Here is a 14,731-nt window from a genome sequence, read left to right as displayed (position 1 = left end):
GGGCCCAGCTGACGCTACCCGGGACCGGGTCAGGCCGGCTCGACAACCGCCTCCGGAGCGACGTCGAGCGTGTCGCCTGAATATTCGCCAAGCTCATCCTCGCCGTTACGCCGACCGACCAGCAGCAGCGCCGTCAAGGCGATCGCCATGCCTGCCGTCATCACCCACGACAACGCCAGCGCGCCGTTGCCCAGCGCCCCGATCGCCGGAGCCACGGCGGCACCGAGCCCGAACTGCGCCGCGCCCAGCAACGCCGCCGCCGTGCCCGCGGCGTCGGGGTGACGCGACAGCGCGAGGGCCGGGGCGTTGGGAAGCACCAGGCCCATCCCAGCCAGGATCGCCAGCACCGGGACCACGAACGCCGCCAGCCCGCCCACGTGCGCGACGGTCAGCACGATGAACACCAACCCGGCGAACGCCGACCAGCTCAGCGCCGCCATCGTGATGGCCTGGGGCGAGAACCGGCGCAGCAGCACCACGTTGAATTGGGTGGAGCCGATCAGCGCGACCGCGCCCGCGGCGAACACGAGCGCGAACGCCTGCTGGTCCAGACCGTAGTCGCCCTGCAGCACGAACGGCGCTGCCGAGATGTAGGCGAACAGCCCCGACATGCCGAGCGCGGCGACCAGAACGAGGATGACGAATCGCGCGTCACGCAGAAGCTCGGCGTAGGTGCCGATGATCCCGCGCACCGCCAGTGGGCGGCGGTGCGAAACCGGCAACGTCTCGGGCAGGGCCAACGCGGCCATCGCCAGCAGTCCGCCGGCCACCACCACGAGCGCGACGAAGACCCAGTGCCACGAGCCGTGCAACAGCACCGCCGCGCCCAACGAGGGCGCCAGCACCGGGGCCACCCCGAGCACGAGCATCAACCGCGACATCACGGTGGCCGCCACGGTTCCACTGAACAGGTCACCGACCACGGCGATGGCCACCACCGAGGCGGCTGCCGCACCCATGCCCTGCAGTGCACGTGCCAACCCCAGGATCGCGATGTCGGGCGCCAGGACACACAGCACCGAGGCCACCATGTGCAGCACGATGCCCGCCATCAAGGGGCGCCTACGGCCCAGCGAGTCCGACAGCGGACCGACGATCAGCTGCCCCAGGGCCAGGCCGGCCAGCGTGCCGGTGAGCGTCAGCTGCGCCACCGAGGAGGAGACCGTGAGCTCGTCGGCGATGCGGGGCAGAGCCGGCAGATACATGTCGATGGTCAGCGGACCCAGCGCGACCAGAGCCCCCAACACGAGAATCATCCGGATCCGGCCCGGCACCGGACTGTGCACAGTTACCGATGCTGCCTTCCTCACGTCGGGCGATGATGCCATGAAGTTGAACAGCCCCGCATTCGAGTTTTTTGTTCCCGGCCGGTTGCGTCCGGCGGGTATACCCAGTGACAGCCGTCACCCTCGGGCACCCGAAGCCTGCCGTCGTTCGTTCTCCCTGCGACAGGCCACGGGTTAGCCTGGCAACCGACGATGGGTTCACAACTGGGAGGCCCCGAAGTGTTTGCGCGGTCGAAGCAACTGCCGGCGAAGGTCGAGGAGACCGAAGACCCCAGCGCGGCGGCCAAGGTGCTGTCCCATGTCATCGAACGCAGCTCGCGCGTTCAGGCCCCCGCGGTCAAGGCCTACGTGGACCGGCTGCGCAGCCAACAGCCCAACGCCACCCCGGCAGAGATCGTCACCCGGCTCGAGAAGCACTACCTGGCCGCGGTGATGGCCAGCGGTGCCGCCGTCGGCTCCGCGGCGGCGTTCCCGGGCATCGGAACCCTGGCCGCGCTGTCGGCCGTGGCCGGGGAGACCGTCGTCTTCCTGGAAGCCACGTCGGTGTTCGTGCTCGCGGTCGCCGAGGTGCACGGCATCCCCGCCGACCACCGCGAACGACGCCGCGCGCTGGTGCTCTCCGTCCTGGTCGGCGACGACAGCAAGCACGCCATCGCCGACCTCCTCGGCACCGGGCGCACCAGCGGTGCGTGGCTGTCCGACGGCGCCGCGACACTGCCGTTGCCCGCGGTCTCGCAGCTCAACTCCCGGCTGCTCAAGTACTTCGTCAAGCGGTATACGCTCAAGCGCGGCGCGATGGCTTTCGGCAAGATGCTGCCGGTGGGTATCGGGGCTGTCATCGGCGGTGTCGGCAACCGGTTGATGGGTAAGAAGATCGTCGCCAACGCCCGCCAGGCGTTCGGCGCGCCCCCGCCGCGGTGGCCTGCAACGTTGCATGTGCTGCCGTCCGTCGCGTCAGCCAGCCCCATGCCGACCTCAGGCGGAGCCGAAAGGCGATAGCCTTTATGCGGCGGTCGAGCGGGGCCAACCGCACACAGAAGAACACAAGCGGCACGCCTCCTTGTGACGGCGAGCCGGACACAAGAATCGAGGCGAGTGTCTGCCGTGAGCAGTTCACCTTCACCATTCGGGCAGAACGAGTGGTTGGTCGAGGAGATGTATCGCAAGTTCCGCGAGGATCCCTCTTCGGTGGATCCGAGTTGGCACGAATTCCTGGTCGACTACTCCCCTGAGCCCACCACCGACAGCACCGCCGCCAACGGTCAGCCGGCAGCGCCTGCCGCACCCGCGACACCTGCCGCGGCAGCTCCGGCAGCGCCCGCCCCGGCGGCTCCCGCTCCGGCCACTCCGGCGGCTCCTGCCAAGGCAGCTCCGGCAAACGCAGCTCCGGCAAAGGCGGCTCCGGCCAAACCCGCGAAGGCCGGTCCGGCTCCTGCCGAAGGTGACGAGTCACAGGTGCTGCGCGGTGCAGCGGCGGCCGTCGTCAAGAACATGAACGCCTCCCTGGAGGTGCCCACCGCGACGAGTGTGCGGGCCATCCCGGCCAAGCTGATGATCGACAACCGCGTCGTCATCAACAACCACCTCAAGCGCACCCGCGGCGGCAAGGTCAGCTTCACCCACCTGCTCGGCTACGCCATCGTGCAGGCGGTCAAGAAGTTCCCGAACATGAACCGCTACTTCGCCGAGGTCAACGGCAAGCCCGCGGCGGTCACCCCGGCCCACACCAATCTGGGCCTGGCCATCGACCTACCCGGCAAGGACGGCAGTCGATCACTGGTCGTGGCCGCCATCAAGCGTTGCGAGACAATGCAATTCGGCCAGTTCATCGCAGCCTACGAGGACATCGTGCGCCGGGCCCGCGACGGCAAGCTGACCGCCGAGGACTTCTCCGGCGTAAGCATCTCGCTGACCAACCCCGGCACCATCGGAACCGTGCACTCGGTGCCGCGGCTCATGCAGGGTCAGGGCGCCATCATCGGCGCCGGCGCCATGGAGTACCCGGCCGAGTTCCAGGGCGCCAGCGAGGAACGCATCGCCGACCTGGGTATCGGCAAGCTGATCACCCTGACCTCGACCTACGACCACCGCATCATCCAGGGCGCCGAGTCCGGCGACTTCCTGCGCACCATCCACCAGCTCCTGCTCGACGACGAGTTCTTCGACGAGATCTTCCGTGAACTGGGCATCCCCTATGAGCCGGTGCGCTGGCGCGTCGACAATCCGGATTCCATCGCCGACAAGAACGCGCGCGTCATCGAGCTGATCGCGGCCTACCGCAACCGCGGTCACCTGATGGCCGACATCGACCCGCTGCGGCTGGACAACATGCGGTTCCGCAGCCACCCCGATCTGGACGTCAACACCCACGGCCTGACGCTGTGGGATCTGGACCGCGAGTTCAAGGTCGACGGGTTCGCGGGCAAGCAGTACATGAAGCTGCGCGACGTGCTCTCGGTGCTGCGCGACGCGTACTGCCGCCACATCGGTGTGGAGTACACCCACATCCTCGAACCCGAGCAGCAGCGCTGGCTCCAGGAGCGCGTCGAGATCAAGCACGACAAGCCGACCGTCGCCGAGCAGAAGTACATTCTGAGCAAGCTCAACGCGGCCGAGGCGTTCGAAACGTTCCTGCAGACCAAATACGTTGGGCAGAAGCGGTTCTCGCTCGAAGGCGCAGAGACCGTGATCCCGATGATGGATGCCGCCATCGACCAGTGCGCAGAACACGCGCTCGCCGAGGTGGTCATCGGCATGCCGCACCGCGGCCGGCTCAACGTGCTGGCCAACATCGTCGGCAAGCCGTACAGCCAGATCTTCACCGAGTTCGAGGGCAACCTCAATCCGTCCCAGGCCCACGGCTCCGGCGACGTGAAATACCACCTGGGCGCATCCGGCAACTACATCCAGATGTTCGGCGAGAACGACATTCAGGTGTCGCTGACCGCCAACCCCTCGCACCTCGAAGCGGTCGACCCGGTGCTCGAGGGCCTGGTGCGGGCCAAGCAGGATCTGCTCGACAGCGGCAAGGATGCCGACGGCTCCGGTGAATATCCGGTGGTTCCGCTGATGCTGCACGGCGATGCGGCGTTCGCCGGGCAAGGCGTGGTCGCCGAGACACTGAACCTCGCCCTGCTGGACGGCTACCGAACCGGCGGCACCATCCACATCGTGGTCAACAACCAGATCGGGTTCACCACGGCGCCGACGGATTCGCGCTCCAGCGAGTACTGCACCGACGTGGCCAAGATGATCGGCGCGCCGATCTTCCACGTCAACGGCGACGATCCCGAGGCGTGCGCCTGGGTGGCGCGCCTGGCAGTGGACTTCCGGCAGGCGTTCAAGAAGGACGTCGTCATCGACATGCTGTGCTACCGCCGCCGCGGCCACAACGAAGGCGACGACCCGTCGATGACCCAGCCGTACATGTACGACGTCATCGATACCAAGCGCGGCTCGCGCAAGGCGTACACCGAAGCCCTGATCGGCCGCGGCGACATCTCGATGAAAGAAGCCGAGGACGCCCTGCGCGACTACCAGGGCCAGCTCGAGCGCGTGTTCAACGAGGTTCGCGAACTGGAGAAGCACGCGGCCGAGCCCAGCGAGTCCGTCGAGGCCGACCAGCAGATCCCGCAGCGTCTCGCGACCGCGGTGGACAAGTCTCTGCTGGCCCGGATCGGCGATGCCCACCTGGCCCTGCCGGACGGGTTCACCGTGCACCCGCGCGTCAAGCCGGTGCTGGAGAAGCGCCGCGAGATGGCCTACGAAGGCAAGGTCGACTGGGCGTTCGCCGAGCTGCTCGCGCTCGGGTCGCTCATCTCGGAGGGCAAGCTGGTCCGATTGAGCGGCCAGGACACCCAGCGCGGCACCTTCACCCAACGCCACTCCGTGATCGTCGACCGCAAGACCGGCGAGGAGTTCACGCCGCTGCAATTGCTGGCCACCACCACGGACGGCACCCCGACCGGCGGCAAGTTCCTGGTGTACAACTCGGCGCTGTCGGAGTACGCCGCCGTGGGCTTCGAATACGGCTACTCGGTGGGCAACCCCGACGCGATGGTGTTGTGGGAGGCGCAGTTCGGCGACTTCGTCAACGGCGCCCAGTCGATCATCGACGAATTCATCTCCTCCGGCGAGGCCAAGTGGGGCCAGCTCTCCGACGTCGTGCTGCTGTTGCCGCACGGCCACGAGGGGCAGGGTCCCGACCACACCTCGGGCCGCATCGAGCGCTTCCTGCAACTGTGGGCCGAGGGTTCGATGACCATCGCGGTGCCGTCGACCCCGGCGAACTACTTCCACCTGCTCCGCCGCCACGGACTCGACGGCATCCAGCGTCCGCTCATCGTCTTCACCCCGAAGTCGATGCTGCGCAACAAGGCCGCCGTCAGCGACATCCGCGACTTCACCGAGAACAAGTTCCGCTCGGTCCTGGAGGAATCGGTCTACACCGATGGCGAGGGCGACCGCGGCAAGGTCACCCGGGTCCTGCTCTGCAGCGGGAAGATCTACTACGACCTCGCCGCGCGCAAGGCCAAGGACAACCGCGAAGACGTCGCGATCGTGCGTCTGGAACAGCTTGCCCCGCTGCCGCGCCGCCGGCTGGCCGAGACCCTCGACCGCTACCCGAACGTCACCGAGAAGTTCTGGGTCCAGGAGGAGCCGGCCAACCAGGGTGCCTGGCCGTCACTCGGCCTGACCCTGCCCGAGGTGCTGCCGGAGCGCTTCTACGGGATCAAGCGGATCTCGCGGCGGGCGATGTCGGCGCCGTCCTCGGGTTCGTCGAAGGTGCACGCTGTCGAACAGCAGGAGATCATCGACGAGGCGTTCGGCTAGACGCCAGCTTCGCCCAGATCAACGAAATGGTCGCTGCCGCACGTCGGTAGCGACCATTTCGTGGTTTTGGGCGAGGAGTTTACATCACCGTGCGCGCAACGGTGGGCCGGGTCGGCGCGGGCGGCTACTCATCTAGGGTGACTATCGCAGCTGACCCGGTCGTCGATGAAGAGCCAGCTACACCCAACACTCCCGCAACGGTGCGCACCGCCGTGCTGGCCAGCGTGCTCGGAACCACCATCGAGTGGTACGACTTCTTCCTGTATGCCACGGCCGCGAGCCTGGTGTTCAACCACACGTTCTTCCCGGACCAGAGCTCGTTCGTCGGCACGATGCTGGCCTTCGCCACGTTCGCGGTCGGGTTCCTGGTCCGGCCCATCGGCGGATTCGTCTTCGGACATATCGGCGACCGGATCGGCCGGAAGAAGACGCTGGCGCTGACCATGCTGTTGATGGGCGCGGCCACTGCGCTGATGGGTGTGCTGCCCACCGCCGCGCAGATCGGTGTGCTGGCCCCGGTCCTGCTGCTGGTGTTACGCGTGGTCCAGGGATTCGCCCTCGGCGGCGAATGGGCAGGCGCGGTGCTGCTGGCCGTCGAGCACAGCCCCCGCAATCGCCGCGGGCTGTTCGGCAGCATCCCTCAGGTGGGACTCGCCTTGGGCCTTGCCCTCGGCACCGGCGTGTTCGTGCTGCTGCAGGTGTGGCTGTCGGCCGAGGCATTCCAGACCTACGGCTGGCGGATCGCTTTCCTGTTCAGCGTGGTGCTGGTGATCTTCGGCGTCGTGGTGCGGTTCCGGGTGGCCGAGACACCGGCGTTCGAGAAACTGCGCGACGACGACGAACGCTCTGCGGTCCCCGTGAAGGAGATCTTCCGCCCTCCGGTATTGCGCTCGACCGTGCTGGGCCTGCTGTCGCGCTGGGGCGAGGGCGCCGCGTTCAACACCTGGGGCGTGTTCACCATCTCGTATGCCACCGCCACGCTGCATCTGGGCAAGGTGCCGGTGCTGGTTGTGGTGACGGCAGCGGCGTTGCTCATGGCGGTGCTGCTGCCGGTGTCGGGTCTGTTCGCCGACCGGTTCAGCCCGAAAGCCGTCTACGCGTCCGGTATCGCCGCCTATGGCGTCGTGGTGTTCCCGGCGTTCGCATTGTTCGGCACCGGCAGCATCGTGGCGTATGCGATCGGAATGGTGTTGGCGTTCGGCGTCATTCATGCCTGGTTCTACGGTGCGCAGGGCACGCTCTACGCGTCGCTGTTCCCGACCCGGACCCGCTACACCGGGCTGTCGACGGTGTATCAGCTCTCCGGTGTCTACGCCTCGGGCCTGACCCCGCTGATCCTCACGGCGCTGATCGCCGCCGGCGGCGGCACGCCGTGGCTGGCGTGCGGATATCTGGTGGCCACCGCGGTCGTCAGCGTCGTCGCCACCCTGCTGTTGCGGCCGGAGCACTGATCAGCAGGCTCAACACGTCAGTACCTGTGGGCCCGCGTCGGTGATCGCGACGGTGTTCTCGCTGTGCGCGGTGCGTGACCCGTCGGCCGATCGGATGGTCCAGCCGTCGCGGTCGTAGACGATGCGGTTGGTGCCCGCGGCCAGCCACGGTTCCAGCGCCAGCGTCATCCCCACCCGCAACGGCATGCCGCGGCCCGACGTGCCCCGGTTGGGTACGTGTGGGTCCTCGTGCATGGTCCGGCCCAGCCCGTGCCCGCCGAAGTCCAGATTGACCGGATAGCCGTAATCGGCGACGACGGCTCCGATGGCCGCCGAGATGTCGCCCAGCCGATTGCCGGGTCGCGCCGCGGCGGTTCCGGCGGCCAGCGCCTCCTCGGTGGCCCGGATCAGGCGCACGTCGGCGGCCGCGGGCGTCCCCACGATCACGGTGCGGGCCGCGTCGGCGACCCAGCCGTCGATCGACACGGCGAAGTCCAGGCTCAACACGTCGCCGTCGTTGAGCCGATAGTTGTGCGGAAGACCGTGCAGCACAGCGTCATTGACCGACAGGCAGATGACGTTGCGAAACGGACCCCGGCCGAACGACGGAGCGTAGTCCCAGTAGCAGGACTCCGCTCCACGGCGTTTCACCATGTCGCGGGCGTGGTGTTCGAGGTCGAGCAGGTTGATGCCGACCTCGGCGAGCCCGCTCAACTCGCTGAGCACCTCGGCCACGAACCGCCCGGTGACCCGCATCTTCTCGATCTCGTCGGCGGTTTTCAGCTCGACCATGTCCACATCCTTTCCGGTATTTAAATACCAACACTAGCGGTATATAAATACCGGCGCTACCGTGGTGTCGTGGTTCGCACCCCGCTCACCCCCGCACAGATCGCCGCCGGCCGACGGCTCGGCGAGACACTGCGGGCCGCTCGCGCCGACCGATCTCTCGACGAGGTTGCCGAGCACGCAGGCATTTCCCCGGAGACCCTGCGCAAGATCGAGACGGGCCGGCTGCCCTCCCCCGCGTTCGGCACGGTCGTCGGTCTGAGCGACGCTCTCGGAATCCCGCTGGAAACCCTGGCCGAAGTGTGGCGCCCCGTCAGCGCGGCGGCGTCGTAGCCCGACTCACACGGGACCGCGGGTACCGGCTAATCTCGACACCATTCGAACCACACAAGGGAGTGTTCTATGGAGGGCTTCGCCGGAAAGGTTGCCGTCGTCACCGGCGCCGGATCGGGAATCGGACAGGCACTGGCCATTGAACTCGGACGTTCCGGGGCCAAGCTGGCGATCAGCGACGTCGACGTCGAGGGTCTGGCGGTCACGGAGGAACGCCTGAAGGCCATCGGCGCCGAGGTGAAGACCGACCGGCTCGACGTCACCGAGCGCGAGGCATTCCTGCTGTACGCCGACGCGGTCAAGGAGCACTTCGGCAAGGTCAACCAGATCTACAACAACGCGGGTATCGCCTTCACCGGCGATGTCGAAGTCAGCCAATTCAAGGACATCGAGCGCGTGATGGACGTCGACTACTGGGGCGTCGTCAACGGCACCAAGGCGTTCCTGCCGCACCTGATCGCCTCGGGCGACGGACATGTCGTCAACGTGTCGAGCCTGTTCGGCATCTTCTCGGTGCCCGGTCAGGCGGCCTACAACTCCGCCAAGTTCGCGGTCCGCGGCTTCACCGAGGCCCTGCGCCAGGAAATGATCGTGGCCAAGCATCCGGTCAAGGTGACCTGCGTGCATCCCGGCGGGATCAAGACCGCCATCGCGCGCAACGCGACCACCGCCGAGGGGCTGGACCAGAAGGCGCTCGCCGAGTCCTTCGACAAGAAGCTGGCCAACACCACGCCGCAGCGCGCGGCCAAGATCATCCTCGAGGCAGTGCGCAAGAACAAGGCGCGCGTGCTCGTCGGGCCCGATGCCAAGATCCTCGACGTGATCGTCCGGATCACCGGCTCGGGGTACCAGCGGCTGTTCGCCTCGGCGGTCGGAAAGGCCATGCCGAGCTGACGCTCCGGTCAGTGGCCCAGAGGGTTGGCCTGCAGGAACGCATCGGCCACCGCCGCAGGATCCTTGCCCTCGGCGACCTGCCTGCGCATATCGGCCAGTGACCCGGTATCGAGGACGCCGGCGATCTCGTTGAGCGCCAGGATCTGATGCTCGTCGAGTGTGTTGCGGCGATACAGCGGCACCACATTCTCACCGCGGATCAATGCGGTCTTGTCGGCCAGCACGGTCAGGTCCGACGGGATGGCCGGATCGGCCGTCGTCGACCAGGCCGCGTTGATCGTGCCGGCCCGCAGGGCGGCGAACAGGCTCTTCGCGTCGGGGAACCTGCCGGGCTCGGGCAGGGCGCAAGAACCCACCGTCGTGGGTGTCTTGGCGCCGGCCACCGCACCCGGCCGGGCCTTGGCACAGTTGCGCCGCACCGCGCTCAGATCCGTCCCGCCCCAGGCTTTGGCCGTCGCCTCGGTGACCACCAGCGCCGGCTTGTCCTGGGCCGACATGGTGTAGTCACCGGCGGCGACACCCTCGGGCAGCGCCGACACCAGGTCCCGGTAGACCTGTTCATCCGCGCGGGCCGTGGCCGTCGGATTCAGGGCGGTCAGGAACCGGCCGGTGAACCCCGGCTGCACGGTGACCGATCCCGAATCGAGCACACCGGGCACGCCGTCGGTCTCGGTGACCACGGCCGGCGTGCCGTAGTAGCGCAGCGCCGCCGCATACAGGTGCCCGAGCAACACCGACTCGGGCGCGGGCCCGGCACCGACCGCGAGAGCGGCGGGAGCCGAGTGGCCGCAACCCGCTGACGCCAGCGCGAACAGCACCAGCAGCGCCGACGCCAGCATGCGGCGCATCGGTGAACTCAGGACTCTGCGGGGTCAACCGCCGCCGCGACCGCCGCCGCCACCGCGGGGCCGACCCGCGGATCCAGCGCGCTGGGCACGATGTGGTCGACCGCCAGATCGTCGCCGACGACCGAGAAGATGGCCTCGGCAGCCGCCACCTTCATCTTCTCGGTGATCCTGCGGGCACCGGCGTCGAGCGCACCGCGGAACACCCCGGGGAAGGCCAGCACGTTGTTGATCTGGTTCGGGAAGTCGCTGCGTCCGGTCGCGACCACCGCCGCGTACTTGCGGGCGGCGTCCGGGTGGATCTCCGGATCCGGGTTGGACAGCGCGAAGACGATGCTGTTGGGCGCCATCGTCGCGATGAGCTCCTCGGGCACGACGCCTGCGGACACCCCGAGGAAGACGTCGGCACCCTCGAGCGCCTCGGCCACGCCACCGGTGAGCTTGCGCGGATTGGTCCGTCCGGCCAGCTCGGCCTTGAAGCTGTTGAGGTTGTCGCGGCCGGAATGCACGATGCCCTGCGAATCGAGCACGACGACGTCGGTGATGCCCTTGTTCAGCAAGATGTTGGCGCAGGCCACTCCCGCCGCACCTGCGCCCGAGATGACCACACGCAATGAATGGATGTCACGCTCAAGCACCTTCGTGGCGCCCAGCAGCGCGGCCAGCACCACGATCGCCGTGCCGTGCTGGTCATCGTGCATGACCGGGCAGTCAAGCGCCTCGATCACCCGGCGCTCGATCTCGAAGCAGCGCGGGGCAGAGATGTCCTCGAGGTTCACCGCGCCGAACGTCGGACGCAGCCGGATCAGGGTTTCGACGATCTCGTCGGGATCCTTGGTGTCGAGCACGATCGGGATCGAGTTCAGCCCGCCGAAGGACTTGAACAGCGCGCTCTTGCCCTCCATGACCGGGAGCGACGCCGCGGGACCGATATCGCCGAGGCCCAGCACCGCAGTGCCGTCGCTGACCACCACGACCAGGCGGTTGGCCCACGTGTACTTGGCCGCGAGGGTGTGGTCAGTGGCGATCGCCCGGCTCACCTGGGCGACGCCGGGGGTGTAGGCGATGGACAGCGCACGCTGGGTATCCAGCGGCTCCTTCAACTCGACCGAGAGCTTTCCGCCTTCATGGTGTTCGAAGATCTCGGCGTCTTCGATCACAACTTGCGGGGTGCGCTCCGCTGACGAGCGCTCGGGCGAGGAGGCGACTGTACTTTCCGACACGGCGCAAGGGTACTTCAATGCCATTTCTCACATGGCCGGGTTCCCCGCTGGTGAGGGTTACTCAACAGTAGGTGCGCGTAGCATTCGTTGTGCTGATCAGGTTGCTGCGAACCGTGCAGGAAGGTGGGGACAAATGCCCTCATTCCGCGCGCTGCCGCCGGCCCTGCGGACGACCCCGAGGCCCCGGCCGGCAGAGCCCGACGCCAAGTCGATCCACGTCCCCGTCGCGCGGGCCATGGTCGATTGCGGGGTCTACAGCGGCGGAGACCGGTTGCCCGGCAAATACACCCATGCCGCGGCGCTGAACAAGGTCCGAGAGTTGCAGGCAGCGGGCGAGAAGGCGTTCGTCTGGATCGGCCTCCACGAACCCGACGAATTCCAGATGCAATCGGTGGCAGACGTTTTCGGCCTACACGAGCTGGCGGTCGAGGACGCGGTGCACGCCCACCAGCGGCCCAAGCTCGAGCGGTACGACAAGACCCTGTTCCTCGTGCTCAAGACCATCAACTACGTCGAGCACGAGTCGGTGGCACTGGCCCGCGAGATCGTCGAGACCGGCGAGATCATGATCTTCGTGGGACCGGACTTCGTGGTCACCGTCCGCCACGGCGAGCACGGTGGATTGGCCGGTGTACGCAAACGGCTGGAATCCTCCCCCGCCATCCTCAAACTCGGACCATTCGCGGTCATGCACGCGATCGCCGACCACGTGGTGGACAGCTACCTCGACGTGACCGATCTGATGGAAACCGACATCGACTCCATGGAGGAGGACATCTTCTCCCCCGGCACGCGCACCAACATCGAGTGCATCTACCTACTCAAGCGTGAGGTCGTCGAAATGCGCCGAGCCGTAGCGCCTTTGACGCTCGCGCTGTCCCGGTTGCTGACCGACCACAACGATCTCATCTCGGTCGAGGTGCGCAGGTACATGCGCGACGTGCACGACCACAACGTGCAGGCCTCCGACCGCGTCACGAGCTACGACGAGATGCTCAGCTCACTGGTGCAGGCCGCACTGGGCAAGGTCGCCATGCAGCAGAACGTGGACATGCGCAAGATCTCGGCGTGGGTCGCCATCGCCGCGGTGCCGACCGCGATGGCCGGGATCTACGGGATGAACTTCGAGCACATGCCCGAATTACAGTGGACCTGGGGCTATCCGGCCGTGCTGGTGGCGATGGCAGTCATCTGCTTTGCGCTGTACCGCACCTTCCGCCACAACGACTGGCTCTAGCTCGGACTCGCGGCCCGGCGGGTCGGATCGAGTACGTCGACCCCGTCGGTCTGCCAGGCCTCACGCATCGCATCGGCTCCCTTGAGCCGCACCCAGGCCGCCTCGGTGGCGGTGATCGGCGTGGCCGACAGCACCGTCACCGCGGACAGTGGATCGGGCAGGGTCACCTCGCCGATATCGCTCGGGCCCAACAGAAATGCGCTGAACGGCGCGGAGTCGAACAACTGCGTCTCCAGATCGACGAGCGCGTCGGCCTCCAGGACCAGCCCCTCCACCGCGGGCGCGGCAGCCAGCACGGCCAGCGACCGGGCCAGCCCGTTCGGCGTCGGGCCCCGCAGGGACAGCACCACCTCGGCCCGGGGACCGTGGATCGGATCGGACACCAGCTCGGTCGGATCGAACATCGGATGACGTGAACAGCCCAGCGTCACATAGTGATACAGATCAGGACCACCGAACCGCAGCACGTCGATGCGCTCGGTTCCCAGGAACGTGACGCTGGCGCTGACAGGTTCTGCGGTGATGCCGGCAGCGCCGAAGTGCTCGCCCACGTGGGCGCGGACGGCAGCCAGGACGTCGATCACTCTTCTGTCGGTTCTCCGGCCGCTTCGGCCGGCGCTTCCTCGACCTCAGCTTCCTCGGCCTCAGCTTGCTCGGCCTCGGTGGGCTCCTCGGCCTCAGTGGGCTCGGTGCGGGTCAGGTTCAGCCCGGTCTCGGCATCGAAGATCACCAATTTCGAGGTGTCGAACGCCAGCTGGACCTGCTGACCGGCTGCCGCCTTGGACTCCGCGGAGACGCGCGCCACGAACTCGTTGGCGCCCGAGCCCGAATCGGCGGCCAACTCGGCGAGCTGCGCTGCCTCGGCGCCGGCACCTTCGATGGTGAAGTGCACGTACTTGTCGGCACCGAGCGACTCGACGATGTCAGCACGCACGGGGAAGCTCAGCGCCCGGATCCGGGCGTAGCCGTCGAGCAGCGAAGCATCCTCGAGATGTTCGGGCCGGATCCCGACGATGATGTTGTCCGGCTTGGGCTGGCGGGCCAGCAGATCGTGCACCTGCTGGGTCAGGGTGACGTCGCCGAACGGCAGCCGCACCCCCACGTCGGTGAAGGTGGCCGGGAAGAAGTTCATCGCCGGTGACCCGATGAAACCGGCCACGAACAGATTCGCCGGGTTGTTGTACAGCTCGTCGGGAGTGCCGATCTGCTGAATCTCGCCCGCCAGCAACACCACAACGCGATCTCCGAGCGTCATGGCCTCGGTCTGATCATGTGTCACGTAGACCGTGGTGGTACCCAGCCGGCTCTGCAGCCGCGCGATCTCGGCGCGCATCTGCACACGCAACTTGGCGTCGAGGTTGCTCAGCGGCTCATCCATCAGGAATGCCTTGGGACGCCGCACGATTGCCCGGCCCATCGCCACCCTCTGACGCTGCCCGCCGGACAGCTGAGCCGGCTTGCGGTCGAGCAGTTCGGTCAGGTCGAGGATCTTGGCCGTCTCCTCGACCTTGGCCGCGATCTCGTCCTTCTTGAGTTTGGCCAGGGTCAGCGGGAACGCGATGTTCTGGCGCACCGTCATGTGCGGGTAGAGCGCGTACGACTGGAACACCATCGCGATGTCGCGATCCTTGGGCGCCTTGTCGTTGACCCGCTCCCCGGCGATGCGCAGCTCGCCCGACGAGATGTCCTCAAGCCCGGCAATCATGTTCAGGGTGGTGGACTTCCCACATCCAGACGGGCCCACCAGGATGATGAACTCGCCGTCGGCGATGGTCATCGAGAACTCTTTGACGGCTTCCCTGGTACCGCCTGCGCCGTCGGGGTAACTCTTGGTGACCCGGTCCAACACAATTTCGGCCAT

The 14,731-nt window shown here is 67.3% G+C and carries 12 protein-coding genes; 6 read left to right on the top strand and 6 right to left on the bottom strand.

Annotation, left to right across the window (positions count from 1 at the left end; translation table 11 throughout):
• Window positions 1–29: 29 nt before the first annotated feature.
• A complete protein-coding gene (locus H977_RS0112030; protein ID WP_029108098.1) occupies window positions 30–1,328 on the bottom strand; it encodes a multidrug effflux MFS transporter in 1,299 nt (432 codons plus the stop codon).
• 150 nt (window positions 1,329–1,478) lie between these two features.
• Here H977_RS0112030 and H977_RS32985 point away from each other — a divergent pair, with 150 nt between their 5' ends.
• The 3 genes from H977_RS32985 (at window position 1,479) to H977_RS0112015 (ending at window position 7,570) form a co-directional block, all read left to right on the top strand.
• Window positions 1,479–2,285, top strand: coding sequence for a hypothetical protein (locus H977_RS32985; protein ID WP_051288805.1), 807 nt, complete (start codon window positions 1,479–1,481; stop codon window positions 2,283–2,285).
• Between the two features lie 156 nt (window positions 2,286–2,441).
• Window positions 2,442–6,119 carry a multifunctional oxoglutarate decarboxylase/oxoglutarate dehydrogenase thiamine pyrophosphate-binding subunit/dihydrolipoyllysine-residue succinyltransferase subunit gene (locus tag H977_RS0112020; protein ID WP_502691167.1) on the top strand — a complete coding sequence of 1,226 codons (3,678 nt, stop codon included), beginning with the start codon at window positions 2,442–2,444 and terminating at the stop codon, window positions 6,117–6,119.
• 143 nt (window positions 6,120–6,262) lie between these two features.
• Window positions 6,263–7,570: an MFS transporter gene (locus tag H977_RS0112015; protein WP_196808226.1), complete on the top strand. Its 1,308-nt coding sequence runs from the start codon at window positions 6,263–6,265 to the stop codon at window positions 7,568–7,570.
• Window positions 7,571–7,579: 9 nt separating this feature from the next.
• Here the strand turns inward: H977_RS0112015 and map are convergent, their stop codons facing one another.
• Window positions 7,580–8,341: a type I methionyl aminopeptidase gene (map, locus tag H977_RS0112010; protein ID WP_029108095.1), complete on the bottom strand. Its 762-nt coding sequence runs from the start codon at window positions 8,339–8,341 to the stop codon at window positions 7,580–7,582.
• 69 nt (window positions 8,342–8,410) lie between these two features.
• Between map and H977_RS0112005 the strand changes: the two genes are divergently transcribed.
• The gene (locus H977_RS0112005) at window positions 8,411–8,671 is read left to right on the top strand and encodes a helix-turn-helix domain-containing protein (protein ID WP_029108094.1); all 261 of its coding nucleotides are present in this window, start codon (window positions 8,411–8,413) and stop codon (window positions 8,669–8,671) included.
• 69 nt (window positions 8,672–8,740) lie between these two features.
• Window positions 8,741–9,565 carry an SDR family NAD(P)-dependent oxidoreductase gene (locus H977_RS0112000; RefSeq protein ID WP_029108093.1) on the top strand — a complete coding sequence of 275 codons (825 nt, stop codon included), beginning with the start codon at window positions 8,741–8,743 and terminating at the stop codon, window positions 9,563–9,565.
• An 8-nt stretch (window positions 9,566–9,573) separates the two neighbouring features.
• On the opposite strand, the gene H977_RS0111995 is transcribed toward H977_RS0112000, so the two are convergent.
• Together H977_RS0111995 and H977_RS0111990 are read right to left on the bottom strand one after the other, a co-directional pair.
• Complete coding sequence (locus H977_RS0111995; protein WP_029108092.1) at window positions 9,574–10,413, bottom strand: glycine betaine ABC transporter substrate-binding protein; 840 nt, start codon at window positions 10,411–10,413, stop codon at window positions 9,574–9,576.
• Between the two features lie 8 nt (window positions 10,414–10,421).
• A complete protein-coding gene (locus tag H977_RS0111990) occupies window positions 10,422–11,657 on the bottom strand; it encodes an NAD(P)-dependent malic enzyme (RefSeq protein ID WP_419186569.1) in 1,236 nt (411 codons plus the stop codon).
• A 109-nt stretch (window positions 11,658–11,766) separates the two neighbouring features.
• Here H977_RS0111990 and corA point away from each other — a divergent pair, with 109 nt between their 5' ends.
• Window positions 11,767–12,870: a magnesium/cobalt transporter CorA gene (gene corA, locus H977_RS0111985; protein WP_029108090.1), complete on the top strand. Its 1,104-nt coding sequence runs from the start codon at window positions 11,767–11,769 to the stop codon at window positions 12,868–12,870.
• Here the strand turns inward: corA and H977_RS0111980 are convergent.
• Window positions 12,867–13,454 (bottom strand): suppressor of fused domain protein, encoded by a 588-nt coding sequence (locus H977_RS0111980; protein WP_029108089.1) that lies wholly within the window; start codon window positions 13,452–13,454, stop codon window positions 12,867–12,869. The genes corA and H977_RS0111980 overlap by 4 nt on opposite strands.
• A complete protein-coding gene (locus H977_RS0111975) occupies window positions 13,451–14,731 on the bottom strand; it encodes an ABC transporter ATP-binding protein (RefSeq protein WP_029108088.1) in 1,281 nt (426 codons plus the stop codon). Before H977_RS0111975 ends, H977_RS0111980 begins: the two co-directional genes overlap by 4 nt.

It is taken from the genome of Mycobacterium sp. URHD0025 (assembly GCF_000426065.1).
Taxonomy (GTDB): Bacteria; Actinomycetota; Actinomycetes; order Mycobacteriales; family Mycobacteriaceae; genus Mycobacterium.
This window is presented reverse-complemented; position numbering and strand designations above follow the sequence as displayed.

What these genes read in the sequence shown, in the direction of transcription:
- H977_RS0112030 (WP_029108098.1), bottom strand. Translation starts at nt 1,328, where the DNA reads ATGGCATCATCGCCCGACGTGAGGAAGGCAGCATCGGTAACTGTGCAC.
- H977_RS32985 (WP_051288805.1), top strand. Translation starts at nt 1,479, where the DNA reads ATGGGTTCACAACTGGGAGGCCCCGAAGTGTTTGCGCGGTCGAAGCAA.
- H977_RS0112020 (WP_502691167.1), top strand. Translation starts at nt 2,442, where the DNA reads ATGTATCGCAAGTTCCGCGAGGATCCCTCTTCGGTGGATCCGAGTTGG.
- map (WP_029108095.1), bottom strand. Translation starts at nt 8,341, where the DNA reads ATGGTCGAGCTGAAAACCGCCGACGAGATCGAGAAGATGCGGGTCACC.
- H977_RS0112000 (WP_029108093.1), top strand. Translation starts at nt 8,741, where the DNA reads ATGGAGGGCTTCGCCGGAAAGGTTGCCGTCGTCACCGGCGCCGGATCG.
- H977_RS0111995 (WP_029108092.1), bottom strand. Translation starts at nt 10,413, where the DNA reads ATGCGCCGCATGCTGGCGTCGGCGCTGCTGGTGCTGTTCGCGCTGGCG.
- H977_RS0111990 (WP_419186569.1), bottom strand. Translation starts at nt 11,657, where the DNA reads ATGGCATTGAAGTACCCTTGCGCCGTGTCGGAAAGTACAGTCGCCTCC.
- corA (WP_029108090.1), top strand. Translation starts at nt 11,767, where the DNA reads ATGCCCTCATTCCGCGCGCTGCCGCCGGCCCTGCGGACGACCCCGAGG.
- H977_RS0111975 (WP_029108088.1), bottom strand. Translation starts at nt 14,731, where the DNA reads ATGGCCGAAATTGTGTTGGACCGGGTCACCAAGAGTTACCCCGACGGC.